The following is a 26,363-nucleotide window of genomic DNA, read 5'->3' as shown; positions in this document are numbered from 1 at the left end:
GCGGATGTCCACGCTGGAGATCGGCGGGGTCGCGTTCGGCTCCCGGCTCGTCCTCGGCACCGGCGGCGCGGCCAACCTGCACGTGCTGGAGCAGGCGATCCGCGCCTCCGGCACCGAGCTGGTGACGCTGGCGCTGCGCCGGGTGGACACCACGCCCGGCGGGTCGGGCGGCCTGCTCGACCTGGTGGAGCGGTGCGGTGTCCGGCTGCTGCCGAACACGGCCGGCTGCCGCACCGCCGTCGAGGCGGTGAAGACGGCGCATCTGGCCCGGGAGGCGTTCGACACCGACTGGGTGAAGCTGGAGGTGATCGGCGACGAGCGCACGCTCCTGCCCGACGGGGTGGAGCTGCTGCGCGCCGCCGAGGAGCTGGTGGCGGACGGGTTCACGGTGCTGCCGTACACGTCGGACGATCCGGTGCTGGCCCGGCGGCTGGCCGACGTGGGATGCGCGGCGGTGATGCCGGCGGGGTCGCCGATCGGCTCCGGGCTGGGCATCGGCAACCCGCACCACATCCGGCTGATCCGGCAGGCGGTCGACGTGCCGGTGGTGCTCGACGCGGGCATCGGCACCGCCTCCGACGCCGCGCTCGCCATGGAGCTGGGCTGCGACGCGGTGCTGCTGGCCAGCGCCGTGACCCGGGCCGCCGACCCGGTGGCGATGGCCACGGCGATGCGGTACGCGGTCGAGGCGGGCCGCCTCGCGTACGGCGCGGGCCGCATCGCCCGCCGCTTCCACGCGCTGGCATCCACTCCGGACGAGGGACGGCCCGACCTGTGACCGCCGTACGCGTCACCGTTCCCGGCGATCTTGGTACGCGCGCGCCCCTGGACGGGCGGCCGGGTACCAAGATCTACGCCGGGCCGACCGGGATCGTGCTGCTGACCGACCGGCGGGTAGCCCGGAGGACGCTCGTCGACGTGGTCGCGGGTGCCGTCGGTGGGGGAGTGCGGTGGGTGGTGCTGCGGGAGAAGGACCTGCCCCGCGCCGAGCGCCTCGCGCTCGCCGCCGACCTGCGCGCGATCCTCGCCGAGGCCTGCGGCACGCTCGTCGTCGCCGGACCGGATCCGCTCGACGGGGACGCGGTGCACCTGCCCGCCGCCGGCCCGTACCCGCCGCCCGCCGTCGGACTGGTCGGCCGTTCCTGCCACGACGCCGCCGAGCTGGCCCGGCTCACCACCGAGCACTACGCGACGCTGTCCCCGGTCTACGAGACAAGGACAAAGCCCGGCTACGGCCCAGCGCTGCACCCGGCCGGGTTACGCAAGCTGATCGCGGTCAGCCCCGTGCCGGTGCTCGCACTGGGCGGCATCGAAACCCCCGCCCAGGTCACCGCATGCGTCGAGGCAGGAGCAACAGGAGTAGCAGTCCTGGGCGCGATCATGCGCGCGAAGGACCCGCGAGAAACCGCCACCACGCTGGGCAGAGCCTTCCAGGAGGCGGCCACCCGCTTGACGCGCACCCACCCCGCGCGATCCGACGAAGGCCCGCACGAGAAGGGCTGCGGCCGACCGTGACCACGGAGGGATCAAGCCTGACCGCCCGGAGTGGGCACGGTCGGCCGCAGCCCCAAACCGCAACCACCGGAGAAGACACGTGACGCCGAAAACAGTTCTCAGCATCGCCGGCTCCGACTCCGGAGCGGGAGCAGGCATCCAGGCCGACCTCAAGACGTTCGCCGCGCTCGGGGCGTACGGCACGAGCGTGCTCACCGCGGTCACCGCGCAGAGCACCAGGGGCGTGGACGCCGTCCTGCCGCTGCCCCCGCAGACAGTGCGCGACCAGATGGACAGCGTGCTCGGCGACTTCGACGTCCGCGCCGTGAAGACCGGGATGCTCGGCACCCCGGCGGTCGCCGACGCGGTGGCCGAGGCGGCCCGGGCCGGGCGCCTGCCGCACCTGGTCGTCGACCCGGTGCTGGTCGCCACGAGCGGGCACCGGCTCGGCGTGGTGGAGGCGGTCGAGCGGCTGCTGCCGTACGCGGAGGTGGCGACGCCCAACTGCGCGGAGGCCGCGGCCCTCACCGGAGGCCCGGTGGGCACCGTCGAGGAGATGGTCGCGGCGGCCGAGGTGCTTGCGGCGCGCGGCCCGGCGTTCGTGGTGGTGACGGGCGGCGACGTGGACGCCGACGGCGAGTCGGTCGACGTGCTCGCCGGCGGCGGAACCACGCGGCTGCTGCGCGCACCCCGGGTGGACACCCGGCACAACCACGGCACCGGCTGTTCGTTCTCGGCCGCCGTCGCGGTCCGGCTCGCCGCGGGCGACGCGGTGCCGGTCGCGGTGGCGGCCGCCAAGGAGTACGTCACCCGCGCGCTGACCGGCGCGCGGACCTGGGAGCTGGGCGCGGGACGCGGCCCGCTGGACCACTTCGGCTGGTCCGCATGAGCGACAGGGAGGCTGGCATGCAGGCACGTCGCAAGGTGTACGTGGAAGGGTCACGCCCGGACATCCGGGTGCCGTTCGCCGAGGTGCCGCTGACCGGGGACAACCCGCCGGTACGGCTCTACGACACCTCCGGTCCCGGCTCCGACCCGGAGGTGGGACTGCCCGCGCTGCGCGGGCCGTGGATCGCCGAGCGCGGCGACGTCGCCCCGGTACGCGGTGCCGGCACCCCGCTGGCGGGCGTGGACGGGAAGCGGCCGACGCAGCTCGCGTACGCCCGGGCCGGAATCGTCACGCCGGAGATGGAGTTCGTGGCGATCCGGGAGTCGGTGTCGCCGGAGTTCGTGCGGGACGAGATCGCGGCCGGGCGGGCCGTGCTGCCGCTCAACGTCAACCACCCGGAGTGCGAGCCGGCCGTCATCGGCAAGGCGTTCCTGGTCAAGGTCAACGCCAACATCGGCACCTCGGCGGTCACCTCGTCGGTGGCCGAGGAGGTGGAGAAGCTGACCTGGGCGACGCGGTGGGGCGCGGACACCGTGATGGACCTGTCCACCGGCAAGCGCATCCACGAGACGCGCGAGGCGATCGTGCGGAACGCGCCGGTGCCGATCGGCACGGTGCCGATCTACCAGGCGCTGGAGTCCGTCGGCGGCGACCCGGTGAAGCTGAGCTGGGAGGTGTTCCGGGAGACGGTCATCGAGCAGGCGGAACAGGGCATCGACTACATGACTGTGCACGCCGGGGTGCTGCTGCCGTACGTGCCGCTCGCGGTGGACCGGGTGACGGGCATCGTGTCCCGGGGCGGCTCGATCATGGCGGCCTGGTGCCTGGCGCACCACGAGGAGAACTTCCTCTACACGAACTTCGCCGAGCTGTGCGAGATCCTGGCCCGGTACGACGTGACGTTCTCCCTCGGCGACGGCCTGCGCCCCGGCTCCATCGCGGACGCCAACGACGAGGCGCAGTTCGCCGAGCTGCGCACGCTCGGCGAGCTGACGAAGGTCGCCTGGGAGTACGACGTGCAGGTGATGATCGAGGGCCCCGGGCACGTGCCGATGCACAAGATCAAGGAGAACGTGGACCTCCAGCAGGAGTGGTGCCACGAGGCGCCGTTCTACACGCTCGGTCCGCTGACCACCGACGTCGCGCCCGCGTACGACCACATCACCTCCGCGATCGGCGCGGCGATGATCGGCATGTTCGGCACCGCCATGCTCTGCTACGTCACCCCGAAGGAGCACCTCGGGCTGCCGGACCGCGACGACGTGAAGGCGGGCGTGATCGCGTACAAGATCGCGGCGCACGCGGCCGACCTGGCCAAGGGCCACCCCGGCGCGCAGGCGTGGGACGACGCGCTGTCGAAGGCCCGGTTCGAGTTCCGGTGGTCCGACCAGTTCAACCTGGCGCTCGACCCGGAGACCGCGCGGTCGTACCACGACGCGACGCTGCCCGCCGAGCCCGCGAAGACCGCGCACTTCTGCTCGATGTGCGGGCCGAAGTTCTGCTCCATGAAGATCACACAGGAGCTGAAGGACTACGCGGCGCGGGGCATGCGCGGCAAGTCGGAGGAGTTCGTCGCCTCCGGGTCACGGGTCTACCTGCCGCTGGCGTGAGCGAGGCCGGGGCGGGCCGTGTGATTCGGCCCGTCCCGGTGCCCGTTCAGTCGCGGTGGTGCCGTCCGGTACGCAGCGAGCGGGCGTCGTCGGCGTTGTCGTCCGAGGCGAGACCGGCGACCCAGTCGACGTACTCGTCGTCGGCGGCGTCACCCGGCTCGGCCGTACGTTCGGCCGGCTCCGGTTCGCTCTTGGCCCGGTTGCGCCGGAACAGGCCGCGCCGGGCCTTCGACTTCCCGGCGGGCGCGTCGACGTCGTCCGGTTCGGCGTGCCGCCCGCGCCGGAAGTCCGTCTCCGTCTCCGCCGAGGTGGCCTCCGGCAGCGCGGGACCGGCCTCGGCCGGTACGGCCGCCTCCGGCTCCGGCCGGGCGACCGGCCCTGCGGTCCCTGCCTCCGGCCTGGACAGCGGCCCGGCAGGACGGGCGTTCGTGGCGAGCGCGTCCCAACCGGTGCTCGCGCCCGGCTCGGGCAGGCCCCGGTGGCGGGGGCGCGGCGCCGGCTCGGCCGGGATGTTCGCCTCCGCGCCGTCGCGGGGCGGTGCGTCCGGTTCGGTGGTGGCGCGGTGCGGGCGGGCCGCCGGCGTGATCGGCCAGGCCGGGCGTACCTCGCCGGGCGCTCCGGTGACGTCCTCGAACATCGGGAACCGGGGCCGGGACGCCGGCGCCGGCACCGGATCGTCGAAGAAGAAATTGCGTCCGGTAGGCCCGGACGATGCGACATCCCCGGTGGGGGAGTCGGTGCGGGAAGCCGGGCTGCCGAGGGAACCGGTAGGCGTGCCGGAGTCCGCGCGGCCCGGTGCCGAGGTGGTGCCGGCGTCGTCCCGGGCCGGGTTGGGGGCCTGCGGGATCGGGGCGGTGTTCGTGACGTCCGGGGCCGATCGGGTCCGCCCGCCGGTCGCCGTCGTCGCGGCCTCGACCGGGCTGCTCGGCGTCGTCGACCTGGCGTCGGTCTGCCCGCTCGGCGTCGTCGGTGGAGCATCGGTCCGCCCGCTCGGCGTCGTCGGCGCGGTATCGGCCGGGCCGGACTCGGGCGAGGCCGGGGCGCTGGTGCGCGGTCCGGCCTTCGGGGTGCGGGGGCGCCGGGAGCGGGTGGAGCGACCGGTTCCGGCAGTGGAACCGGTCGGTGGCGCGGCGGGGGTGTCGCCGTCCGTGTCGGCCGGGACCGGTCCGGCGAGGGCGCCGCTGTCCGTACGCGGGCCGGGAACGTGGCTCTCGGTCGTGCCGCCGGTGACCGGTGACGCGTCCTTCGAGGTGGTGCCAGTGCTGTCGTCGGCGGGCGACGTCGATCCGTCGGCTGTCCCGCCGGACCGGCTGGTGCGGGTACGGCGTGGCCGGGTCACCCGTGGCGGGGTCGCCGCCGGTGCCGGTTCCGGTGCGGCATCGTCCGTCCCGGCTGTCGAGCTGGTGTCCGAGGCGGTGGCGGAGACGGCTTCGCTGTCCGCCGGGACGGCGGTCGCCTGCCCGGACGCAGCGGTGGTGGAGGTGCCGGAGGAGCGCTCGACGGTGGCCGCGCGATCAGTGGTGACTGTGCGGTCCGTGGTGACCGCCTCGCCGGTGCTGTCCGTGTGTGCCGTGCCTGGGACCGGGTCGGGGCGGCTCGCGGCGAGGACGTCGATGGCCGAGGTCCGGCGCCCCGGGGGCAGCAGGCCCGGCATGGGCTGGCCGCGGCTCGTGTCGACGCCGGCCGGACGGTCGGCGGCACGGTCGGCGGCGGGAAGCCCGGTATCGGCAGCCGGAGCCGACGTCGTGGCCGAGCCGCCGGGCTCCGGCCAGTTCCAGTGCGCCGGCGCGGCGGCGCCGCTGGTCACCGGAGGCGTGGGCGGGACGGCCGGGACGCCCGGAGTGGAAGTGGACGAGTGCGGCAGCGGCGCGAGGATGTCGGTGGCCTCGACGGCGTCGGGATCACCGGTGGCGGTGACCGGCCGGGGCAGCACAGTGGTGGCGGTCGAGCCGAGCGCACCGGCGATCACGGCGATCAGCGCGCCGTAGTAGGGCGCGACCTGGTAGCGGTCGGTCGCCGAGCCGGGACCGGCGGTCAGGTAGGCGAACGCGACGAGAACCGGACCGGCCGCCCCGGCCGCGCCGCCGACGAGCGGCGGCCATTCGGCCCGGCGCGCGAGTACGCCGACCGCCCCGCCGGCCAGCAGCGCGAGCACCGGCAGCACCAGCATGGACAGGCGTTGCGCCGCCTCCGGATCCAGCCAGGAGGGTTCGAGGACGCCGAGCCGTACCGTGGCCAGCGGGCGGCTGGAGACGATCGTGGGCGCGACGGACAGCAGCGCCATCAGCCAGACGATCCCGGCGGTGATCGCCACGCCCCAGCCGAACGGCGGCTTGAGCAGTACGGCGATCGCTGCGCCCGCTCCGACCACCGCGCCGAGGGCGGCGCAGATGCCGGCGGCCCAGACCGGGTCGACGGATCCGCCCAGCTCGGCCGCGCGGGCCGGTTGCATGCACAGCGGGGCGACCACCATCGCGCCGAGCGCGCTCACGCCGGCGATGGACAGCAGTTCGGTGGTGCCGCCCTGATCGTCGTCGCGGCGGGCGAAGCGCTCGGTGAGGACGGCTCCGGCGACCGTGGCGACCGCGGCGAACCAGCCCACCCAGACGAGCTGGGCGGGCCACCGGTTGACCGAGACGTCGACGAACGCGCCGTCGAGGCGTACGACTCCGAAGCCGTACGCGATGCCCAACTGGCCGGCCCCGGCCAGTACGCTCACGCCGAGCGCCGTGAGCAGCAGCCTGCCCCACGTCCGAAAGGCCATGTCCGGCACGTTACGGCCCGGTGCCCCCGATCGCCACCTTGCCGCCGCGCGGCGCGGCGAACCTGCCGGCGTGGCTACTTCAGCTCGACCAGGCGGGCGAGGTAGGTGGTGTCGCCGATGTTCGTCAGCATGTGTACCGCGCCCGGGTCCCGGTAGACCACGCCGCCGGTCGGCTCGTCGGCGTCGATGGTGGTGCCGTCGATCGTCTGCACCACGTTCTTGGCGCCCTGGATCGCCACCACCAGGTACGGGTGGTCGTGGCGGTGCAGCGGCTGCCGCTCACCCGGCTCCAGCCGGATGTGCCAGACGCGTACGCGGTCGTTCTCGTACGCGATCTCCTGGCCCACCGGGCCGAGTTCGAGGTCGGCGGAGAGTTCGGTCATCGTGGTCCGTCCAGTCGGGGGAGCACCTCGGCGGCGATGAGCTCCACGTGGTCGAGGTCGTCGAAGTCGATCAGGCGCAGGTGCACCCGGGTGGCCCCGATCGCGGCGAACTCGCCGATCCGCTCGACGAGCTGGGCGGGGGAGCCGACCACCGGGTCCTCCGGCGGCAGCGCGCTCGTGACGTGCAGCGGCGCGGCCCGCCGCTGCGCCTCGGCGTCGGTGCGTCCGATCGCCACCACGATGCCGGCGGAGAGCGTCAGCGGCGCGCGGCCGGAGGCGTCCCGCCCGGCGCGGTCGCACGCCTCCCGCACCCGCTCGTACGCGGCGGCGGTCTCGGCCACGCTCTTGAACGGCATGTTGAACTCGTCGGCGTAGCGGGCGGCCAGGTCGGGCGTGCGCTTCGGTCCCCGTCCGCCGACGATCACCGGCGGGCCGGGCTGCTGCACCGGCTTGGGCAGCGCGGGCGCGTCGACCAGGCGGTAGTGCTCACCGGTGAAGCTGTACGTCTCGTCGGACGGGGTGCGCCACAGCCCGGTGACGATCTCCAGTTGCTCGGCGAGCCGGTCGAAGCGCTCGCTCACCGGCGGGAACGGGATGCCGTACGCGGTGTGCTCGCGCTCGTACCATCCGGCGCCGATGCCCAGCTCGACCCGGCCGCCGCTCATCCGGTCGACCTGGGCGACCATGACGGCCAGCGGTCCGGGGAGCCGGAACGTGGCGGACGTGACCAGCGTGCCGAGCCGGATCCGGGAGGTCTCCCGGGCCAGCGCGGCGAGCGTCAGCCAGGCGTCGGTGGGGCCGGGCAGCGCCGGCTCGTCCCCCATGGCCCGGTAGTGGTCGGCCCGGAAGAAGCCCTCGAAGCCGGCCTCCTCGACCAGCCGGGCGAACCGGAGCTGGTCGTCGTAGTCCGCTCCGCGGTGCGGTTCGGTGAACACGGAGACCCGCATGGTCACCGTCCTCCCACGGGTAGGCCGGGGGCGTCCCGTTCCATCAGCAGTTCGTGCAGCTCGGCGCTGATCCGCGCGACGTCGGCGAGGTGTTCGTGGCGGCCCAGCGTGCGGGGCCGGGGAACGTTCACCTCGACCACCTCGCGGATGCGGCCGGGGCGCGGGCTGAGCACGACGACCCGGTCGGCGAGCAGCACCGCCTCGTCGATCGAGTGGGTGACGAAGACGATCGTCGCCTTCGTCTCCATGTGCACCCGCTGGAGTTCGCCGGAGAGTTCCTCACGGGTGAGCGCGTCGAGCGCGGAGAACGGCTCGTCCATGAGCATCACCCGGGGCGAGCCGATCAGCGACCGGCACAGCGACACGCGCTGCTGCATGCCGCCGGACAGCTCGTGCGGGAGGCGCTTCTCGAAGCCGCCCAGCCCGGCCATCTCCAGCAGCTTGCGGGCCCGGTCGCGGTGCTCGGCGCGGCGCCAGCCGAAGATCTCCACCGGCAGCAGCACGTTGTCCAGCACCGAGCGCCAGGGCAGCAGCGCCGGCCGCTGGAACAGCATCGCCACGTCGCGGCGGGGCTTCGTGATCGGCGTACCGCCGACGGTGATCTCACCGCCGGTGACCGGCAGCAGCCCGGCGATCATGCGCAGCAGCGTGGACTTGCCGCAGCCGGATCGGCCGAGGACGGCGACGAACTCGCCTTCGGCGACGTCGAGGTCGATGCCGCGCAACGCCTCCACCCGCCCCGAACGGCCGTCGAAGGTGCGGGACACCCCGGACAGTCGGATCATCTCCCGCCCGCTCCCTTCCACGTCGTCCCTAATGCGAGCCGGGCTAGCGTAGCGGACGGTGCTTATAGCACTGTCCGGGGTGGACGTCAGTCCACTTTCCGTCACGCAACTTCGTTTCCGTTCCGCAACCGGGACGGCGGCGGCAGGTCATCTGCCTTCTCGTACGCTGTTGCGCGCGAAGAGTCCCCTCACGACGGTCCAGTCGGCCGAACCCACTTGCCGACCCCGTCGGACCCACGACCCGACCGGCGAAGAAGTCCTGGTCGGAAAGGACATGGTGCACTGATGAGAAGGCTGACCCGTACGGTCGCCGCCGCGGCTCTGGCCACCGCCCTCGCCCTGGTGGGCGGCTGCAGCAGCGACTCGGAGAAGTCCGAGAGCGGCGGCGGCAACGGCGCGGCGCTGGAGAAGGTGACGTACCTCACCTCGTTCGGCAACTTCGGGCGTGACTCCTACGCCTGGGTGGCGAAGGACAAGGGCTTCTTCAAGGAGGCCGGTTTCGACGTCGACATCAAGCCCGGTCAGGGCACCGGCTCCGTGATCCAGACCATCACCGGCGGCCAGGCCGACTTCGGCCCGATCGACCTGACCGGTGGCATCCTCCAGCTCGGCAACGGCCAGGCGAAGGACTTCGTGGCGGTGGCCGCGATCCAGCAGCGCACCATGGCCGCGATCGTCACGGTCGAGGGCAAGAACATCGCCACCCCGAAGGACCTCGAGGGCAAGAAGCTCGCCGACACCCCGACGTCCGTCGTGCGCAACCTCTTCCCGACGTACGCCCGGCTCGCCGGCATCGACGGCAGCAAGGTGACCTGGGTCAACGGTGAGGCGCAGGGCCTCATCGGCATGCTCGGCTCGGGCTCGGTGGACGGCATCGGTCAGTTCGTCGTCGGCCAGCCGACGGTGGAGACGGTGACCAAGAAGAAGCCGGTCGTCCTGCCGTACAGCAACGTGATGCAGGACCTCTACGGCAACGCGCTGATCACGTCTTCGAAGATCGCCAAGGAGAAGCCGGAGATGGTGAAGAAGTTCACCGCCGCGCTGCTCAAGGGCCTGGAGTACTCGCTGGCCAACCCGGACGAGGCGGCCGAGATCCTGAAGAAGAACGTGCCGGCCGCCGTGCCGGCCGCGGCCTCCGCCGAGCTTCAGCTGATGGCCGCGTACGTCCGGTCGAGCAACTCCGGCACCGCGATCGGCACGCTGGACAGCGGCCGGGTGGCCAAGAGCATCGCGCTGCTCCAGGGCGCCGGTGCGCTGAAGCAGAACCTGACCCCGGACCAGATCATCGACTTCAACCTCGCGCCGAAGGCCTGACCGGCCCGCTCGGGCCAACGGGGGTGCGACCCGCCGGACACCCCGGTGGGGCGCACCCCCTTCGCGTGCCGGTCACACCGACCGGTGCAGAGAGGAGGACACGTTGACACAGTCGACCGAGGCCCGGCCGGAGGCGCCGCCGCGCCCGGCGGTCCGGCGCGGGATCGCCGTACGCCCGGCGGCGGTCGGGTTGCCGGCGCTGGGACTGGTGATCGCGGTGGCGGCCTGGTGGCTGGTCACCTCGGGACTGAACCTGGTGCACCCGGCCGCGCTGCCCCCGCCACAGGCGGTGGGGAAGTCCCTCACCAGCACCACCGAGGTGCTGCTGCCCGCGCTGGGCATCACCACCTGGATGACGCTGTTCGGCTTCCTGCTCTCGTCGGTGGCCGGGGTGCTGATCGGGATGGCGCTGGCCGCCTCCAGCCGGGTGGAGCGGATGTTCGCGCCGCTGCTGGTGGCGGTGAACGCGGTCCCGAAGATCGCGTTCGGGCCGCTGCTCGTGGTGGCGGTGGGCTGGGGGCAGAAACCCATCCTGACCATGGTGTTCCTGCTCTGCTTCTTCCCGATCGTGCTCTCCACCGCGACCGGGCTGACCACCACCCCGGCGGATCTGGCGGAGCTGGGCCGGTCGCTCAACGCCTCGTGGTGGCAGTCGTTCCGCAAGGTGCGCTTCCCGGCGGCGCTGCCGCAGATCTTCGTCGGGCTCAAGGTGGCCATGCCGCTGGCCGCGATCGGCGCGGTGATCGGGGAGTTCTACTCCGACCGCCCGGGCCTGGGTTACCAGATCCTCCAGTACAACGGCGTCGGCGACACCGCGACTGCCTGGGCTGCGATCGTGCTGGTGGCGCTCATGAGCATCGTGCTGTACGCCGCCCTGAGCGTGGTCGAGCGCCTGGCCCTGCCCTGGGTGAAGGCCACCACCTCAGCCCGCTGAAGGTCACCCTCAACCCCCACGGCTGGCGGCCGACCACGACAGGTGTGGCCCCACCGCAACCGGCGCAGGGATCAAGCTTGACCGCCTGGAGCCGGTTGCGGTGGGGCCACACCCCCAAAGCGAGAAGCGATCAGCCAGCGAGCCGCCAGCGACCACCACGAGCCACCAGCGTCGTCAACGCCTGCGGCATCAACCCGGAGTGGTTGTCCGGCGTCATCCGGATCGGCCCGGACAGCCCGTCGAGCTGCGAGGTCTCCAGCACGTCGCGCAGCGCCTCCCGGTCGACCTTGCCCGGCTCGCCGCCCGCCCGCTGCTCGGCGTCGGCGATCAACTGGACCGCGTCCGCCGCGAACGAGGAGAAGCCGTTGTAGCCGCCGAACCGGGCGGTGTAGTCCTGGAACCACTGCCGCCGCGCGGCCTTCGCCGGGGTGGTGGCGATCACGTCGTCGATCACCATGGTCTGGGTGAAGATCAGCGTGGCCTCCTCCGTGGAGCGGGCCGTCGGGCCCAGGAAGAGGTCGCCGGCGGCCGTGGCGTCGAAGAACAGCGAGCCGCGGAACTTGCTCTGCCGGGCGGTGGTGGCGGCGAGCGTCGCCTGCTCCGGCGTGGTCCACAGGACCAGTGCCTGCGGCTTGCCGGCGATCAGCTCGTTGATCTGCGTGCCGACCTCGGTGTCGGTGGCGCGCACCGCCTCGTTGCCGACCAGCTTGACCGAGGTCTTGCTCAGTTCGCGGCGCAGGGCGGCGAGCCCTTCCTGGCCGTAACCCTCGGCGCTGTGCAGCAACGCCGCCTTGCGGATGTTGCGCCGGTCCAGTTCGGCGGCGAGGGCGGCGGCGCTGTCGGTGGCGTTCGGGGCGAGCTTGAAGACATATCGGCGCTCGGCCACCGGCTCGGTGATGGCGCTCGATGAGCCCAGTGCGATCGTTGGAATGCGCTTCTCGCCGATCGTTCGGGCCGCGCCGACGGCGCATTCGTTGCAGCCGCCCATGATGACGGCGCTCACGCGTGAGTCACCGCTGAAATCATTGATGTTCCGCAAGGATTCCGCTGCGTCCGAGCGGTTGTCCTTGACACGCAGATCGATCTTCCGGCCACCCAGCGCGCCGGAGGCGTTCAACTGCTCGACCTTCAGTTGCAGTGCCCGTTGGTAGACCTTGCCGACCGGCGCCGACGCGCCGGAGAGTTCCAGGTCGGCGGCGATCACGATCGGGCTGGTGTCCTGCGGTTCCCCGCCGATCCCGCAGCCGGTGAGCGTGGTGGCCAGCACGGCCGATGCGAGGGCCGCGATGCTCGCGGAGCGGATGGGGCTCAACTCAGTCCTCCAGGTGCGGCGCGGGCCGGCGCCCGATCACCGCCACTCGTCCGTCCTCAGTGGAGGATCGGGATTGGTTTGCCGTACGGTGTGCGCGAAGCCTGCAAAACCTTGCCAATGCCGGGGCCTGTGGTCAAGCCGGGCTGACGAGTGCTGTTTCGGGACAGCCATCCCACATGCTGGGGCCACGGAACATTAACTAACAATTACTGCACAGATGCGCGTGACCACTCTGGAGTGACATCCCCTGATCAGGGGGTCGGAGAAAAGAAGGTATTAGGTGATCGGATCCCGGGTTGCGTCGGCCGCGACCGTTTCCTGCCTCACTGCGGCTTCCCAAACAGGATCTCGTCTGATGAAATCGCGGCCGTGCCGCGCGTGGCGCTGGCCGCTGCACCAGGCACGGGTCAGCGGGTCGCGCGTGGAAGAAACCTCGGAGGCGATGTCGTGAGCACCGGACCTACGACCCTGCCCGGGAGCCCCAACGCCGAACAGCGGAACCGGCGCCGGCGCCTGCCCAGGCTGCGCGATGCGCGGATCCGCTCCAAGCTCGCCCTCATCCTGGTCGTTCCGGTCGCGGCTGTCATCGCGCTGGCAACTATCCGACTCATCTCTGTGGGCCAGGGTGCGTACGAGGCGGACCAGGTCCGTTCGTTGAGCGCGGTGTCTGTCGACGTCTCGGCGCTCACCCAGGACCTGCACAAGGAGCGGATGGCGGCGGCGGTCTTCCTGGCCGACCCGAACCAGAAGCCGGACGCGTACAACCTGCGCGTGCGCCAGACCGACGAGCGCATCGCGGCGTACCAGGAGGAGCGGGGCAAGCTCGGCGACGTGCCGGGCGCGATCAGCAACCAGCTCAAGGTGATCGACGCGCACCTGTCCACGCTGAACGGCACTCGCCAGGAGGTGCTGGACCGGTTGCAGATGCCGGTCGCCGAGGCGAGCCTGCGCTACGGCATCGTGCTGGACGACCTGGTCGCGTACGGCGACGCGCTGGCCCAGCAGCCGGGCGCGGAGAGTCTGGCCGACGCCCGCCGCGCGGTGGCCGCGTTCGCCCGCGCCAAGGCCGAGGTGGCCGAGGAGCAGGCGGTGGCCTTCACCGCCCTCGAGGGCGGCCGGATCGACGAGGAACAGTTCTCGTCCTTCGTGGCCACGCTCACCGGTCAGCAGGAGGCGCTGCTCACCTTCTCCCGGACCGCGACGCCGAGCCAGCGGGCCCTGGTGGACCGCACCGTCTCCGGTGACGCCGTCCAGCTCGCCGACCGGGTCGCCGGTGACATCTCCCGGTCGATCGAGCGTCCCTCGCCGGTCACCCGCGACGAGGCGTCCGTCGCCATCGGCGCGGTCGACGACCTGATGCGGTGGGCCGAGATCCAGCTCCTGGACGAGATGCTGGCCGACGCCGACGAGGTACGCGCCGACGTGATCCGGCAGGCGATCGTGGAGAGCCTGCTCGTGCTGCTCACGCTCGTGGTCGCGGTGACGCTCGCCGTGGTGCTCGCCCGCTCGCTCAACGACTCGCTGCGCCGGCTGCGCGAGGGCGCGCTCGCCGTGGCCAACCACGACCTGCCGGACGCGGTGAGCCGGCTCCAGAACGTCAACGCCATCGGCGACGGTGGCGTGGACGAGATCGTCCAGCAGGTACGGGACCCGATCAAGCTGAGCAACCGCGACGAGGTCGGTCAGGTGGCGGTGGCCTTCAACGTGGTCCACCGGGAGGCGGTCCGGGTCGCGGCCGAGCAGGCCGCGCTGCGGACGAGCGTCTCGGCGATGTTCCTCAACCTGGCCCGCCGCTCGCAGAGCCTGGTCGACCGCATGATCGGCGAGCTGGACGCGATCGAGCGTTCCGAGGAGGACCCGAAGCGGCTGGCGCAGCTGTTCGAGCTGGACCACCTGGCCACCCGGATGCGCCGCAACGACGAGAACCTGCTGGTGCTCGCCGGCGCCGACTCGGCGGTGCCGCGTCGCGACGACGCGCTCCTGGTCGACGTGCTGCGTGCCGCGCAGTCCGAGGTCGAGCTCTACAACCGGATCGAGTTCGGCACCGTCGACACCGACATCTCGGTCGCCGCGCACGCCGTCAACGACGTCGTCCGGCTGGTCGCCGAGCTGCTCGACAACGCCACCCGGTTCTCGCCGCCGAACACCTCGGTGGTGGCCGACGGCCGCCGGATCCGCGACTACGTGCTGATCCAGATCGAGGACCGGGGCCTGGGCCTCAGTGACGACCAACTCGACTCGCTCAACCGGCGCCTGGCCGCACCGCCGACGGTCGACGTGGCCGCGTTCCGGCTGATGGGTCTGGCCGTGGTGAGCCGGCTCGCCTCCCGCTACGGAATCCGCGTCGAGCTGCGCCGCAACGTCGAGGGCGGCACCGTCGCCCAGGTCACGCTGCCGAACTCGACGGTGGTGCTGCCGGCCAACCGCGGCCAGGCCCCGCTGACCCGGCCGCGTCAGCCGCTCGCCGTCGAGCAGTCGCCGCTCAGCCAGGTCGGCGCCGCCGACGCGCTGGCCGGCGCCGGGCGGGGCGCGGCCACCGCGACGCTCGCGGACCAGTGGCGTGGGGCGACCACCGCCCCGCCGTCCAGGTGGCAGACGCCCGGCGAGACGCGTGACACCACGCCCGCCGTACAGCTCGGTGGGGCGACCGGCGCGCTGCCCACTGTGGCGGCACCCGCCCCGATGGCCGCGGCGCCCGCCACCGCACCGGCTCCGGTCTCCGGAGCGGGCTGGTCGGCCGGGGGACCGACGGTGGCGTACCCCGCGCTCGACCCGCTGCCCAAGCGGACGCCGGGTGTCGAGACCGCGCAACCCGCGACCCAGGCCGCACCTCCGGCCTACCAGCCGCTCGCCGCGGCGCCGGCGGTGGAGAGCACCCCGGCGACGCCGGTGGTGGCCCGGCCCGAGCAGCGGGCCGAGGCGCCGATATTCCGTGAGATGGAGGCGGTCTGGTTCCGTTCGCACGGAGAGGACGAGACCACCATCTTCACCCGGCCCACGTTCGACGAGCCGCCCGCGCCGGCACCCCCCGCGGTGGCGCCCCCCGCGGCGTCGACTCGTCCGAAGCTGCCCACCCGCACCCCCGGGGCCCAGGCGTCGGGGCTGACCACGTCGACCACGCCGCCGGCGTACAGCCCGCCGGAGGTCCCGTCCACGCCGCCGGCGGCCGCGACGCCGCCCCCGGCGCCACCCGCCGCCGAGCCCGCGCCCGCGCCGCCGATCGACCCGGAGGCCTGGCGTACGGCGGCCGACGAGGGCTGGTCGCGGGCCAGCCGTGCCGCGGAGCCCACCACCGGCGGCACCACCCGTTCCGGCCTGCCCAAGCGGGTGCCGCAGGCCCAGCTCGTGCCCGGCGGGATAGAGCCGAAGAGCGGCCGGGACCGCAGCCGGCGCACGCCGGACGAGGTACGCGGCCTGCTCTCCGCCTACCACCGTGGCGTCCAGCGGGGCCGTACGGCCGGCGCCGACCTGAACAGCACCTCGACCAAGGAGACGAACCGATGAACAGGCCGGCGGCCATGCAGGACATGGGGTGGCTTCTCACCAACTTCGCCGACAGCGTTGCGGGCATCGCGCACGTGGTGGCGGTGTCCGCGGACGGGCTGCTGCTCGCCTCCTCCCGGGACCTGCCCGGCGACCGGGCCGACCAGCTCGCCGCGATCACCTCCGGCGTGGTGAGCCTGACCGAGGGCGCGGCGCGGATGTTCAGCGCCGGCGGGGTGTTGCAGACCGTCATCGAGATGGACAGCGGCTACCTGTTCCTGATGTCAATCAGCGACGGTTCGTCGATGGCCGTGCTCGCGGCGCGCAGCTGCGACGTCGGCCAGGTGGGTTACGAGATGGCGCTGCTGGTGGAGCGGGTCGGCCAGGCGCTGGTCCCGCTGCCGAGGGATGCGGTCCGGTCCTGATCGGGCCGGGGAGCTGATGACCGGAGCCGGTGCGGCTCCGAACGAGGGGAGGTGATCGCGAGATGGACCCGCGACGTGATCCACGTGGCGCGCTGGTGCGGCCGTACGCGGTCACCCGGGGTCGCACCGAGCCGCTGCAGAACATCGCGCTCGAAGCGGTGCTGTCGAGCACACCTACGCAGTCGGCCGAGGCGCGCTTCGCCGGGCACGACAAGTACCGCATCTCCTCGGTCTGTGAGGGCCGGGCGCAGTCGCTTGCGGAAATCGCCGCTTACACCCGGATGCCGCTGGGCGTCACCCGGGTGCTGGTCGCCGACATGGTGGCCGAGGGCCTGCTGACGCTACACACTGCCGCTCCCGCGACGGGTTTCGCGGCGCGGATGAACCTGCTTGGAAGGGTGCTAAGTGGACTTCGCGAACTATGACCCCGACGGGGTGAACCGCGGCCGGGAGATCATCTCCGCGAAGATCGTGATCGCGGGTGGCTTCGGCGTGGGCAAGACGACACTTGTCGGAGCGATCTCCGAGATCCAGCCGCTGACCACCGAGGCGCTGATGACCGCGGCCGGAGTGGGCATCGACGACGCGTCGAAGGTGCCGGGCAAGGAGACCACCACGGTCGCCATGGACTTCGGCCGTATCACCATGGCCGAGGACCTGATCCTCTACCTGTTCGGCACGCCGGGCCAGACCCGCTTCTGGTTCATGTGGGACGAGATCATCCGGGGCGCTGTGGGCGCGGCGGTGCTGGTGGACACCCGCCGGATCACCGACGCGTTCGCGCCGCTGGACTACTTCGAGAACCGCAAGCTGCCGTACGTCGTGGCGTTGAACCGCTTCGGCGACGCGCCGCACTACGAGCTGGAGGAGGTCCGGGAGGCGCTCGCCATCTCCCCGGACGTGCCGATGGTCCTGTGCGACGCCCGCCAGCGGGACTCGGTCAAGCAGGTGCTGGTCACGGTGGTCGAGCACGCGATGCTCCGCCTCCAGGCCGAGCACGGCTACCCGGCCTCGGTCGGCTGACCGCCTGCGGGTCAGTCGACCCGCAGGCGGTACCCCCGCTTGACCACCGTCTGCACCACGCGGGGCGCCTTCAGCCCGGCCCGCAGGCGGGCGACAGCCATCTCCACCGCGTGCTCGTCGGCACCGCGCGGCAGCGTACGCAGCAGCGCGGTGCGGGAGAGCACCTTGCCGGGCGACGCGGCCAGCGCCCGCAGCACCGCCATCGGGGCCGGCGCCAGCTGGCGCAGTTCCCCGTCCACCACCGCGGCGTGCCCGCGCAGCGTCAGCACGTGCCCGGCCGCCTTCACCGAGACCGTGCGCCGGGGCAGCTCCTCGACGATGGTGCGGACCAGGGCGCCCAGCCGGGCCCGGCTCGGCGCGCTCACCGGCACCCCCCGCCGGATCAGCGGCTCGGCGGTGACGGTGCCCACGCACCCGGCCAGTACGTCGCCGCGCAGCGCCTCCAACACCGTCTCGGTACGGTCCCCGGCCGCCCGCAGCAGCGCCTCGGCCGCCGGGGCCGAGGTGAACGTGACCGCGTCGACGAGACGCCCGGCCACCAGGTCGATGAGCCGGTGCAGCGGTGCCGGGTCGGCCGGCGGCGCCCACCGGTACACGGGCACCTCGATCACCGTGGCGCCCGCCGCCACCAGCGCGTCGGCGCACTCGGGCTGCCGCTCGCCGTGCAGTTGCATCGCCACCACCTGGCCGGCCACCCCGCGCCGGACCAGGTGCTCGACCACCTCGTCGCAGCTCTCCGACTCCGGGGACCAGTGCTCGCGCAGCCCGGCCGCCCGGATCGCGCCGGTCGCCTTCGGACCACGGGACACCACGTACGCGTGGGCGAGCGTGCTGCGCAGCGGCTCGGCCAGCCCCCAACCCTCGGCCGCCTCCAGCCAGCCGCGCATGCCGATGCCGGTGTTGGCCATCAGCACGTCCGGCGGGTGTTCCAGGCAGGCCCGGGTGGCCTCACGCAGGTCGGTGTCGTCGGCCAGCGGGACGATCCGCAGCGCCGGGGCGAGCACCACCCGCGCCCCGCGCCGCTGGAGCAGCGCGGCCAGTTCGTCGCGCCGCCGGTCGGCGGTGACGCCGATGGTGAAGCCGGCCAGCTCGTCCCGCATCATTCCTCCTGCCGTAACCGCACCTCGACCAGGCCGTCCCGGCAGCGCACCGGGTGCCGGCGCAGCGTCACGCCCGGTAGGTCCAGGCACCGCCCGGTGGTGAGGTCGTAGACCTGCTTGTGCAGCGGCGAGGCGAGTGTGGGCAACCCGCCCCGGCTGCCGACCAGGCCCCGGGACATGACGTACGCGCCGCCGACCGGGTCGAGGTTGTCCACCGCGTACAGGCCGTGCGCGGTGCGGAAGACCGCCACCTGTACGCCGTCGACGAGGGCGGCCACGCCCCGGTCGGGGTCGAGCCGGTCCAGCGGGCAGACCGGGGTCCAGTCCAGCGTGACGACGGGGCTCATCGGCGTACCTCCGGCAGGCCCAGCACGACGGGCTGGCGGCGGTGTCCGCCGTCCGGGGGCGCGCCCCGGGCCGGCACCGGCTGGCCCCGCTCCTGGGTGAACGTGATGGACGGGTCGGGCACGTCGGGCGCGTTGACGAAGGAGGTGAAGCGGCGCAGCCGGTCCGGGTCCTCCAGGACGTCGCGCCACTCGTCGGAGTAGCTCGCGACGTGCCGAGCCATCGCCGCGTCGAGGTCGGCGCAGAGCCCGAGCGAGTCGTCCACGAGCACCGACCGGAGGTGGTCCAGGCCGCCGTCCATGGCCTCGATCCACGCGGCGGTGCGCTGCAACCGGTCGGCGGTGCGGATGTAGTACATGAGGAACCGGTCGATCAGGGTGACCAGTTCCGCGGTGCTCAGGTCGGTGGCGAACAGGTCGGCGTGCCGGGGCCGGAAACCGCCGTTGCCGCCGACGTACAGGTTCCAGCCGGTCTCGGTGGCGATGACGCCGAAGTCCTTGCTCCGGGCCTCGGCGCACTCCCGGGCGCAGCCGGAGACCGCCGACTTGAGCTTGTGCGGCGCGCGCAGGCCCCGGTAACGCAGCTCCAGCGCGACCGCCAGCCCGACCGAGTCCTGCACGCCGTAGCGGCACCAGGTGTCGCCCACGCAGGACTTCACAGTGCGCAGCGCCTTGCCGTACGCGTGGCCCGACTCGAAGCCCGCGTCGACCAGCCGGCGCCAGATCTGCGGCAACTGGTCGACCCGCGCGCCGAACAGGTCGATCCGCTGCCCGCCGGTGATCTTCGTGTACAGCCGGAAGTCGCGCGCCACCTCGCCGATCGCGATCAGCTTCTCCGGGGTGATCTCCCCGCCGGGAATCCGGGGCACCACCGAGTAGCTGCCGTCGCGTTGCAGGTTCGCCAGGAAGTGGTCGTTGGTGTCCTGGAGCGACGCCTGCTCGCCGTCCAGCACGTGCCCGGTGCCGAGCGAAGCCAGGATGGAGGCCACCACCGGCTTGCAGATGTCGCACCCCCTCCCGCGCCCGTGCTCGGCGACGAGCCGGGAGAACGTGCGGATGCCCCGCACCCGGACCAGGTCGAACAGCTCCTGCCGGCTGTGGTCGAAGTGCTCGCACAACGCTGTCGACTGGCGTACCCCGGCGGCGTCCAGCAACTGCTTGAGCATCGGCACGCAGGAGCCGCAGCTCGTGCCGGCCCGGGTGCACGCCTTCAACGCCGGCACGTCGGTCGCACCGCCGGCGATCGCCGCGTCCAGATCGGCCCGGGTCACCGCGTTGCAGGAGCAGACCTGCGCGGTGGCCGGCAACGCGCCCGCACCGGCGCCCGCGCCGCCGGCCGGCGCCAGCAACGCCAGCGGGGGAGCGGGCAGCGGCCCGCCGACACTGGCCCGCAACGCCGGGTACGCGCTCGCGTCGCCGACCAGCACGCCGCCGAGCAGCGTCCGCGCGTCGTCGGAGAGGACCAGCTTCGCGTACGCGCGGGTGGCCGGATCGGTGAACGTCACGTCGAGGCAGCCCGGGGTGACGCCGTGCGCGTCGCCGAACGAGGCCACGTCCACGCCGAGCAGCTTGAGTTTCGTCGCGGTGTCCGCGCCGGGGAACGTCGCCGCGCCGCCCAGCAGCCGGTCCGCGACCACCTCCGCGGTGGCGTACCCGGGCGCGACCAGTCCGTGGCAGACCCCGTCCACCGCCGCGCACTCGCCCACCGCCCAGATCCGCTCGTCGGCGGTCCGGCAGGCCGAGTCCACCAGCACTCCGCCGCGCGGGCCCAGCGGCAGCCCGGCGGCCCGGGCCAGCTCGTCGCGCGGCCGGATCCCGGCGGCCACCACCACCAGCTCCGCGTCGAGCGTGCGCCCGTCGGCCAGGTCGAGCGCGGCCACCGTGCCGTCCGGTCCGGGACGCAGCGCCGTGGTGGCCACCCCGAGGTACGGCGTGACGCCCAGCTCCTCGACGTACCGCCGCAGCATCGCGCCGCCCGCCTCGTCCACCTGCACCGGCATCAGCCGGGGCGCGAACTCGACCACGCTCGTGGCGAGCCCGAGCAGCCGCAGCGCGTTCGCCGCCTCCAGCCCGAGCAGCCCGCCGCCGATCACCGCGCCGGTGCGGCGGCCCCGGGCGTGCTCCCGGATCGCGGTCAGGTCGTCCAGCGTCCGGTAGACGAACACGCCGGGCAGGTCCGTGCCGTCGACCGGCGGCACGAAGGCGTACGAGCCGGTGGCCAGCACCAGCGCGTCGTACGGGTACTCACCGGTTGCCGTGGTCACCACCCGCCGTGCCCGGTCGACGCCGGTGGCCGGCTCGCCCAGGCGCAGGTCCACTCCTGCGTCGGGGGTGTGCACAGTCAGCTCGTCGGCGTCCACCCCGTCGAAGACGGCCGAGAGTCGCACCCGGTCGTACGCCGGACGCGGTTCCTCGGCGAGCACCGTGACCCGCCACCGCCCGTCGGTGTCCCGGGCCCGCAGCGCCTCGACGAAGCGCTGCCCCACCATGCCGTTGCCGACCACCACCAGCCTGCCGCTCATGACACCTCCACCGCCTCGCGATCCGCATCCGTGTCGCGTACCTCGCCGGTTGTCTGCGGGTCCGCCTCGGCCAGCCAGCCGGCGATGCCGGCCACCGCGTCCCGGCAACTGCCGCAGCCGGTGGCGGCCCGGGTCGCCGCGGACAGCGCCGCCGCCGTCCGGGCGCCCGCCCGCCAGCACGCCACCAGCGCGCCCTTGCTCACGTCGTTGCACCGGCACACGGTCGCGGCGTCCGGCATCAGCGCCGGTGACGCGGCCGGTCCGGCCGGCGTCTCGCCGAACGCCCGGCCGAGCAGCAGCGAACGCCGGTCCGCCGGCACCGGCGCGCCCCTGTCGAACAGCTGCACCACGGTGCCGACCGCCGGGTTGTCGCCGAGCAGGATCGCGCCGGTCAGCCGCTCGTCCCGGATGCGCAGCCGGGCGTAGGTGCCCCGGGCCGGGTCGGCGAAGGTCAGCTCCTCGACCGGACCGCCCGGCTCGCCGGTACCGGCCACGTCGCCCATCGCGGCCAGGTCGATGCCGGCCGCCTTGAGCCGGGTCACCGCCGGGCGGGGCCGGTAGCGGGCCAGCGGGTCCGTTCCGGTCAGCACGTCGGCCACCACCCGGGCCTGCGCCCAGGCCGGCGCGACCAGCCCGGTCAGCGTGCCGTCGTGCTGCGCGCAGTCGCCGATCGCGGAGATCCGCCGATCGCTCGTCCGCATCCGGTCGTCCACCACCACACCGCGGTCGACGGCGAGCCCGGCCGCCGCGGCGAGCGCGGTGTCGGGGCGTACCCCGCAGCAGAGCACCAGCAGGTCGGCGGCGAGCGTCTCGTCGTCGCCCAGGTGCAGGCGGACGCCGTCGGCGTCGGCGGTCACGGCGGTGGCCGCCGCCCCGAGCCGGGACCGGACGCCCAGGCCGGCGAGCGTGCCCGCGAGGACCGCGCCGGCCGGCGGGTCGAGCTGGCGCTCCATCAGGTGCCCGACCGGGTGGACCACAGTCACGTCGAGACCCCGGGCGGCCAGCCCTCGGGCCGCCTCCAGACCCAGCAGCCCACCGCCGAGCACCGTCACGCGCCGCGCGCCCTCGGCGGCGGCGAGGATCCGGCGGCAGTCGCCGAGCGTGCGGAACGGGACGGCCCGCTCGGGCAGCGGGGCGAGGCCGGGTAGTGGCGGCACCGCGGCCCGGCTGCCGGTGGCGAGCACCAGGTGGTCGTACCCGTGCCGCTCGCCGTCGTCGGTGACCACCTCCCGTGCGGCTCGGTCCACGGCGGTGACCGTCGCGCCGGTGCGGACCTCGACTCCCGGGCCGACTGCTTCGACCAGCTCCACGTCCGGCTCGCCGATGCGCCCGGCGAGCAGCGTGGAGAGCATGATCCGGTTGTACGCGCGGTGCGGCTCCGCCCCGAGCACTGTGATCCGCCGGTTCCCGCCGCGCGCGTGCAGCTCGGCGGCGAGCCGGGCGCCGGCCATGCCGTAGCCGACGACGACGATCCGCTCGTTCATGCCGCCTCCACCCGGACCGCGCAGATCTTGAACTCGGGCATCCCGGAGACCGGGTCGAGAGCGTCGTTGGTGACCGAGTTGGCGCGTTGCGCGCCGGGCCAGTGGAACGGCGCGAAGACGGTGTCCGGCCGGATCGCCGTGCTGAGCCGGGCCGGTGCGCGCAGCTCACCCCGGCGGGAGACCACCCGTACCGGCGCCCCGTCGGTCACGCCGATCCGTGCCGCCAGGTCCGGGTGCAGCTCGACGAACCCGCCCGGTGCGGCCCGGCGCAACGCGGCCACCCGCCGGGTCTGCGCGCCGGACTGGTACTGCGCGAGCACCCGGCCGGTGGTGAAGTGCAGCGGGTAGTCGGCGCAGACCGGCTCGGCGGCCGGCCGGTGGGTCACGGCGTGGAACCGGGCCCGGCCGTCCGGGGTGGGGAAGCGGTCGGCGAACAGCCGGGGGGTGTCCGGGCCGTCCCGGTCCGGGCAGGGCCAGAAGACGCCGGTGTCGGCGTCGATCCGGTCCCAGGTGATCCCGGCGTAGTCGGCCGACCCGCCGGCCGAGGCCCGGCCGAGCTCCGCGAAGACCTCACGTGGGTCGGTCGGCAGCGACGGCCCGCCGTCGGTCAGCCGCCCGGCGAGCGCGGCGAGGATCTCCAGTTCGGTACGGACCCCGGCAGGTGGCTCACGCAGCGCCCGGCGGCGCAGCACGCGGCCCTCCAGGTTGGTCATCGTGCCGTCCTCCTCGGCCCACTGGGCGACCGGCAGCACCACGTCGGCCAGCTCGGCCGTCTCGGAGCGGACGAAGTCCGCCACCACCAGCAGGTCCAGGGCGCGCAGCCGGGACTCGACCTGCGTCGCGCGGGGCGCGGACACGACCGGGTTGGAACCGAACACCAGCAGTGCCCGCGCTCCGGACGGCGTGCCGAGCGCGTCGAGGAGCTGGTACGCCGGCACTCCCGGCCCGGGCAGCGCGTCCGGGTCGACGCCCCACACCCCGGCCACGTGCTCGCGGGCCGCGGGGTCGTCGATACGCCGGTAGCCGGGGAGCTGGTCGGCCTTCTGCCCGTGCTCCCGGCCGCCCTGCCCGTTGCCCTGCCCGGTCAGGCAGCCGTAGCCGGAACCGGGACGACCGGGCAGGCCCAGGGCGAGCGCCAGGTTGATGAAGGCGGTGACCGTGTCGACCCCCTTGGCGTGCTGCTCGGCGCCCCGGGCGGTGAGGACGACCGCCCGGTCCACGGTGGCCAGCGCGCGGGCGGTCGCGTACAGGTCGGCCACCGGCACGCCGGAGAGCCGTTCCACCTCCGCCGGCCAGTAGCCGGCCACCGTCCGCCGGACCTCGTCGAAGCCGGTGGTCCGCTCCGCGACGTACGCCCGGTCCAGCCAGCCCTCGGTGAGCGCGATGTGCAGCAGCGCGTTCGCCACCGCGAGGTCGGTGCCGGGCAGGGGTTGCAGGTGCAGGTCGGCCTGGCGGGCGGTGGCGGTGGCGCGCGGGTCGACCACGATCAGCCGTCCGCCGCGCTCCCGCAGGTCGGTGACGTGCCGCATCAGCGGGGGCATGGTCTCGGCCGGGTTCGCGCCGACCAGCAGCAGCGTGTCCGCGCGGCCGAGGTCGGCCAGCGGGAACGGCAGTCCGCGGTCGATCCCGAACGCCCGGTTCCCGGCCGCGGCGGCCGAGGACATGCACCAGCGCCCGTTGTAGTCGATGTGCCGGGTCCGCAGCGTCACCCGGGCGAAGCGGCCGAGCGCGTACGCCTTCTCGTTGGTGAGCCCGCCGCCGCCGAAGACGGCTACCGCGTCCGGCCCGTGGCGGTGCTGCACGTCCCGGACCCCGGCGGCGACGCGGTCCAGCGCCTCGTCCCAGGTCGCCGGCCGCAGCTCGCCGCCGGGCCGGTCGCGCAGCAGCGGGGTGGTGAGCCGGTCCGGGTGGTCGAGCAGGTCGGCGGCGGTCCAGCCCTTCTGGCACAGCCCGCCCCGGTTGGTGGGGAAGTCGCGGGCGCCGACCTCGACACCGTCGCCGGTGGCGCGCAGCACCATGCCGCACTGCAACGCGCAGTACGGGCAGTGCGTAGCGGCCTCGACGGGGCGTGACCCCGTTCGCGTCGCCGTGCGTGCACCGTCTGTCATGTCGGAAAAGCGTGCCGTCGGGCGGTTTCCGGTCCGGGTCTGCTCTGTTTCGGTCCTGTCACGACCGCTTCACACCGCACGTAGGTGACGTCGTCCTCCGCGGGGTTTACAATGTGGGAAAGTTGTCTCAAATAACGGGAGGCTCCGATGGGCGTGGCGGACGCGTTCGACGCGGTGGCCGGCAGCTACGACCAGGCCCGGCGCCGCCTGGTGCCCTGCTTCGACGCCTTCTACGGCGCCGCCGTCGAGGTGGCCGCGCCCCCGCTGCGCGCCGCGCTCGCCGCCGGGCGTACCCCCGAGGTGCTGGACCTGGGCGCTGGTACCGGCCTGCTGTCCCTGCTGCTGACCGCAGCCGTCCCCGGGGTCCGCCTGACGCTCGTGGACGGCGCACCCGGCATGCTCGCGGTCGCCGCCGGACACCTGAAGGAACGCGGCGTGGCGCACCGCACGGTGCACGCCGACCTGGCCGACCCGCTGCCCGCCGGCCGGTGCGACGCCGTGGTGTCCGCGCTGGCCATCCACCACCTCGACGACTCCGGCAAGCGGGCGCTGTACCGGCGGGCCGCTGAGGCGCTGGTTCCCGGCGGGGTGTTCGTCAACGCCGAGCAGGTGGCCGGACCGACCCCGGCGCTGGATCGCCGCTACGACGAGGTGTGGACGGCGCGGATCGCCGAGCTGGGCTCCGACGCCGAGGAGATCGCCGCCGCCCGGGAGCGGATGCGGCACGACCGTCCGGCCCCGGTGGCCGAGCAGTGCCGCTGGCTGACCGAGGCGGGACTGGTGGACGTGGACTGCTTCTTCAAGGAATGGCGCTTCGCCGTCTTCGGCGGTCAGCGGCCGGACGGATCGGCGAGGTGATTCTCGAGCCGCTCGGCGAAACGGGGTACGCCGGCCTTGCGTAAGTGGGCGATCAATTCGACCGCGTCCTTGTCCTCGGAGACCAGGCTGCGCCGGTAGTAGTCGATCTGCCGCGCCAGTGCCCGCAGAACCAGGGGCATCGAACGGTCGGCCACCCAGTTGAGGAACCCGTCGCCGGTGAGGACCGACAGGGATTCCCGTACGCATCCCGGAGGAAAGGCGCGCCGGTCGTCGGTTACCAGGATGTCGGCGCGGCCGTGGACGGCGGCGGCCAGGACGTGCCGGTCGTCCGGGTCCGGCGGGCACGGCACGTCGTTCGGCGAATAGCCGGTGACGAGGCCGTACGGGAATGCCTGGACGAAACGGCGTCGCTGCCCGCCGATCGCCTGCTCGGAATGCTCGGGCCGCTTGCGGCGCAAGCGATACATCCATTCCGCCAGTACGTCCTCGCTGTACCGGAGATCGAAGACGGCGCAATCGCCTTCGAGTGCGAGAAGGCTGACCCAGTCGCGAATAGTCCTGGAATAGAGAACGTTCGCGTCCAGGAACACCAGTGGGGCGCTGGGGATCACAGTGGACACCCT

Annotated in this window: 22 protein-coding genes; 11 read left to right on the top strand and 11 right to left on the bottom strand. The window is 73.5% G+C overall.

The window, feature by feature from the left end; all coding sequences use genetic code 11:
- The first annotated feature begins 4 nt into the window (after positions 1–4).
- The 4 genes from GA0070562_RS24165 (at position 5) to thiC (ending at position 3,993) form a co-directional block, all read left to right on the top strand.
- Positions 5–778: a thiazole synthase gene (locus tag GA0070562_RS24165; protein WP_091426354.1), complete on the top strand. Its 774-nt coding sequence runs from the start codon at positions 5–7 to the stop codon at positions 776–778.
- Positions 779–849: 71 nt separating this feature from the next.
- The gene (locus GA0070562_RS24160; RefSeq protein ID WP_091426743.1) at positions 850–1,515 is read left to right on the top strand and encodes a thiamine phosphate synthase; all 666 of its coding nucleotides are present in this window, start codon (positions 850–852) and stop codon (positions 1,513–1,515) included.
- A gap of 79 nt (positions 1,516–1,594) precedes the next feature.
- The gene (gene thiD / locus GA0070562_RS24155; protein WP_091426352.1) at positions 1,595–2,383 is read left to right on the top strand and encodes a bifunctional hydroxymethylpyrimidine kinase/phosphomethylpyrimidine kinase; all 789 of its coding nucleotides are present in this window, start codon (positions 1,595–1,597) and stop codon (positions 2,381–2,383) included.
- Positions 2,384–2,400: 17 nt separating this feature from the next.
- Complete coding sequence (gene thiC, locus GA0070562_RS24150) at positions 2,401–3,993, top strand: phosphomethylpyrimidine synthase ThiC (RefSeq protein ID WP_091426350.1); 1,593 nt, start codon at positions 2,401–2,403, stop codon at positions 3,991–3,993.
- A gap of 46 nt (positions 3,994–4,039) precedes the next feature.
- On the opposite strand, the gene GA0070562_RS24145 is transcribed toward thiC, so the two are convergent.
- From GA0070562_RS24145 to GA0070562_RS24130, 4 genes are all read right to left on the bottom strand, one after another.
- Complete coding sequence (locus GA0070562_RS24145; protein ID WP_091426348.1) at positions 4,040–6,757, bottom strand: hypothetical protein; 2,718 nt, start codon at positions 6,755–6,757, stop codon at positions 4,040–4,042.
- A gap of 74 nt (positions 6,758–6,831) precedes the next feature.
- A complete protein-coding gene (locus GA0070562_RS24140) occupies positions 6,832–7,140 on the bottom strand; it encodes a cupin domain-containing protein (RefSeq protein ID WP_091426346.1) in 309 nt (102 codons plus the stop codon).
- On the bottom strand, positions 7,137–8,087 hold the full coding sequence (locus GA0070562_RS24135; protein ID WP_091426344.1) for an LLM class F420-dependent oxidoreductase: 951 nt from the start codon (positions 8,085–8,087) through the stop codon (positions 7,137–7,139). Before GA0070562_RS24135 ends, GA0070562_RS24140 begins: the two co-directional genes overlap by 4 nt.
- Before the next feature lie 2 nt (positions 8,088–8,089).
- Entirely contained in the window at positions 8,090–8,872 is a 783-nt protein-coding gene (locus tag GA0070562_RS24130; protein ID WP_091426341.1) for an ABC transporter ATP-binding protein, read from the bottom strand.
- A gap of 285 nt (positions 8,873–9,157) precedes the next feature.
- Here GA0070562_RS24130 and GA0070562_RS24125 point away from each other — a divergent pair, with 285 nt between their 5' ends.
- Together GA0070562_RS24125 and GA0070562_RS24120 are read left to right on the top strand one after the other, a co-directional pair.
- On the top strand, positions 9,158–10,186 hold the full coding sequence (locus GA0070562_RS24125; protein WP_091426339.1) for an ABC transporter substrate-binding protein: 1,029 nt from the start codon (positions 9,158–9,160) through the stop codon (positions 10,184–10,186).
- A gap of 103 nt (positions 10,187–10,289) precedes the next feature.
- A complete protein-coding gene (locus tag GA0070562_RS24120) occupies positions 10,290–11,120 on the top strand; it encodes an ABC transporter permease (RefSeq protein ID WP_091426336.1) in 831 nt (276 codons plus the stop codon).
- Between the two features lie 130 nt (positions 11,121–11,250).
- Here the strand turns inward: GA0070562_RS24120 and GA0070562_RS24115 are convergent, their stop codons facing one another.
- Positions 11,251–12,432: an ABC transporter substrate-binding protein gene (locus tag GA0070562_RS24115; protein WP_091426334.1), complete on the bottom strand. Its 1,182-nt coding sequence runs from the start codon at positions 12,430–12,432 to the stop codon at positions 11,251–11,253.
- A gap of 447 nt (positions 12,433–12,879) precedes the next feature.
- On the opposite strand from GA0070562_RS24115, the gene GA0070562_RS24110 reads away from it, so the two are divergent.
- The 4 genes from GA0070562_RS24110 to GA0070562_RS24095 all read left to right on the top strand — a co-directional run bounded on the left by GA0070562_RS24110 (position 12,880) and on the right by GA0070562_RS24095 (position 17,363).
- On the top strand, positions 12,880–15,936 hold the full coding sequence (locus GA0070562_RS24110) for a sensor histidine kinase (protein ID WP_091426332.1): 3,057 nt from the start codon (positions 12,880–12,882) through the stop codon (positions 15,934–15,936).
- Entirely contained in the window at positions 15,933–16,340 is a 408-nt protein-coding gene (locus GA0070562_RS24105) for a roadblock/LC7 domain-containing protein (protein WP_013288588.1), read from the top strand. Before GA0070562_RS24110 ends, GA0070562_RS24105 begins: the two co-directional genes overlap by 4 nt.
- Before the next feature lie 62 nt (positions 16,341–16,402).
- Complete coding sequence (locus GA0070562_RS24100) at positions 16,403–16,765, top strand: DUF742 domain-containing protein (RefSeq protein ID WP_013288587.1); 363 nt, start codon at positions 16,403–16,405, stop codon at positions 16,763–16,765.
- The gene (locus GA0070562_RS24095) at positions 16,746–17,363 is read left to right on the top strand and encodes a GTP-binding protein (RefSeq protein WP_013288586.1); all 618 of its coding nucleotides are present in this window, start codon (positions 16,746–16,748) and stop codon (positions 17,361–17,363) included. The genes GA0070562_RS24100 and GA0070562_RS24095 overlap by 20 nt, the downstream gene beginning before the upstream one ends.
- 11 nt (positions 17,364–17,374) lie before the next feature.
- Here the strand turns inward: GA0070562_RS24095 and GA0070562_RS24090 are convergent, their stop codons facing one another.
- The 5 genes from GA0070562_RS24090 to GA0070562_RS24070 are packed head-to-tail and all read right to left on the bottom strand — an operon-like array spanning position 17,375 to position 24,921.
- Positions 17,375–18,463, bottom strand: coding sequence for a uroporphyrinogen-III synthase (locus GA0070562_RS24090; protein WP_091426330.1), 1,089 nt, complete (start codon positions 18,461–18,463; stop codon positions 17,375–17,377).
- Positions 18,463–18,810 (bottom strand): nitrite reductase small subunit NirD, encoded by a 348-nt coding sequence (nirD, locus tag GA0070562_RS24085; protein WP_091426328.1) that lies wholly within the window; start codon positions 18,808–18,810, stop codon positions 18,463–18,465. The genes GA0070562_RS24090 and nirD overlap by 1 nt, the downstream gene beginning before the upstream one ends.
- Positions 18,807–21,329 carry a nitrite reductase large subunit NirB gene (nirB, locus tag GA0070562_RS24080; RefSeq protein WP_091426327.1) on the bottom strand — a complete coding sequence of 841 codons (2,523 nt, stop codon included), beginning with the start codon at positions 21,327–21,329 and terminating at the stop codon, positions 18,807–18,809. Before nirB ends, nirD begins: the two co-directional genes overlap by 4 nt.
- Positions 21,326–22,813, bottom strand: coding sequence for an FAD-dependent oxidoreductase (locus GA0070562_RS24075; RefSeq protein WP_091426325.1), 1,488 nt, complete (start codon positions 22,811–22,813; stop codon positions 21,326–21,328). The genes nirB and GA0070562_RS24075 overlap by 4 nt, the downstream gene beginning before the upstream one ends.
- Complete coding sequence (locus GA0070562_RS24070; protein WP_091426322.1) at positions 22,810–24,921, bottom strand: molybdopterin oxidoreductase family protein; 2,112 nt, start codon at positions 24,919–24,921, stop codon at positions 22,810–22,812. Before GA0070562_RS24070 ends, GA0070562_RS24075 begins: the two co-directional genes overlap by 4 nt.
- Positions 24,922–25,068: 147 nt before the next feature.
- Here GA0070562_RS24070 and GA0070562_RS24065 point away from each other — a divergent pair, with 147 nt between their 5' ends.
- Positions 25,069–25,779, top strand: a complete 711-nt coding sequence (locus GA0070562_RS24065; RefSeq protein WP_091426318.1) for a class I SAM-dependent methyltransferase — start codon at positions 25,069–25,071, stop codon at positions 25,777–25,779.
- On the opposite strand, the gene GA0070562_RS24060 is transcribed toward GA0070562_RS24065, so the two are convergent.
- On the bottom strand, positions 25,752–26,351 hold the full coding sequence (locus GA0070562_RS24060) for a PIN domain-containing protein (protein WP_091426316.1): 600 nt from the start codon (positions 26,349–26,351) through the stop codon (positions 25,752–25,754). The two genes, GA0070562_RS24065 and GA0070562_RS24060, sit on opposite strands and share 28 nt — an antisense overlap.
- Positions 26,352–26,363 lie beyond the last annotated feature (12 nt).

The sequence above is a fragment of the Micromonospora tulbaghiae genome (genome assembly GCF_900091605.1).
Lineage (GTDB): Bacteria > Actinomycetota > Actinomycetes > Mycobacteriales > Micromonosporaceae > Micromonospora > Micromonospora tulbaghiae.
Note: the sequence above shows the minus strand (reverse complement) of the source record. Positions and strands in the feature narration are given on the sequence as shown.

What these genes read in the sequence shown, in the direction of transcription:
- GA0070562_RS24165 (WP_091426354.1), top strand. Translation starts at nt 5, where the DNA reads ATGTCCACGCTGGAGATCGGCGGGGTCGCGTTCGGCTCCCGGCTCGTC.
- thiC (WP_091426350.1), top strand. Translation starts at nt 2,401, where the DNA reads ATGCAGGCACGTCGCAAGGTGTACGTGGAAGGGTCACGCCCGGACATC.
- GA0070562_RS24145 (WP_091426348.1), bottom strand. Translation starts at nt 6,757, where the DNA reads ATGGCCTTTCGGACGTGGGGCAGGCTGCTGCTCACGGCGCTCGGCGTG.
- GA0070562_RS24140 (WP_091426346.1), bottom strand. Translation starts at nt 7,140, where the DNA reads ATGACCGAACTCTCCGCCGACCTCGAACTCGGCCCGGTGGGCCAGGAG.
- GA0070562_RS24135 (WP_091426344.1), bottom strand. Translation starts at nt 8,087, where the DNA reads ATGCGGGTCTCCGTGTTCACCGAACCGCACCGCGGAGCGGACTACGAC.
- GA0070562_RS24130 (WP_091426341.1), bottom strand. Translation starts at nt 8,872, where the DNA reads ATGATCCGACTGTCCGGGGTGTCCCGCACCTTCGACGGCCGTTCGGGG.
- GA0070562_RS24125 (WP_091426339.1), top strand. Translation starts at nt 9,158, where the DNA reads ATGAGAAGGCTGACCCGTACGGTCGCCGCCGCGGCTCTGGCCACCGCC.
- GA0070562_RS24105 (WP_013288588.1), top strand. Translation starts at nt 15,933, where the DNA reads ATGAACAGGCCGGCGGCCATGCAGGACATGGGGTGGCTTCTCACCAAC.
- GA0070562_RS24100 (WP_013288587.1), top strand. Translation starts at nt 16,403, where the DNA reads ATGGACCCGCGACGTGATCCACGTGGCGCGCTGGTGCGGCCGTACGCG.
- GA0070562_RS24090 (WP_091426330.1), bottom strand. Translation starts at nt 18,463, where the DNA reads ATGCGGGACGAGCTGGCCGGCTTCACCATCGGCGTCACCGCCGACCGG.
- nirD (WP_091426328.1), bottom strand. Translation starts at nt 18,810, where the DNA reads ATGAGCCCCGTCGTCACGCTGGACTGGACCCCGGTCTGCCCGCTGGAC.
- nirB (WP_091426327.1), bottom strand. Translation starts at nt 21,329, where the DNA reads ATGAGCGGCAGGCTGGTGGTGGTCGGCAACGGCATGGTGGGGCAGCGC.
- GA0070562_RS24075 (WP_091426325.1), bottom strand. Translation starts at nt 22,813, where the DNA reads ATGAACGAGCGGATCGTCGTCGTCGGCTACGGCATGGCCGGCGCCCGG.
- GA0070562_RS24070 (WP_091426322.1), bottom strand. Translation starts at nt 24,921, where the DNA reads ATGACAGACGGTGCACGCACGGCGACGCGAACGGGGTCACGCCCCGTC.
- GA0070562_RS24065 (WP_091426318.1), top strand. Translation starts at nt 25,069, where the DNA reads ATGGGCGTGGCGGACGCGTTCGACGCGGTGGCCGGCAGCTACGACCAG.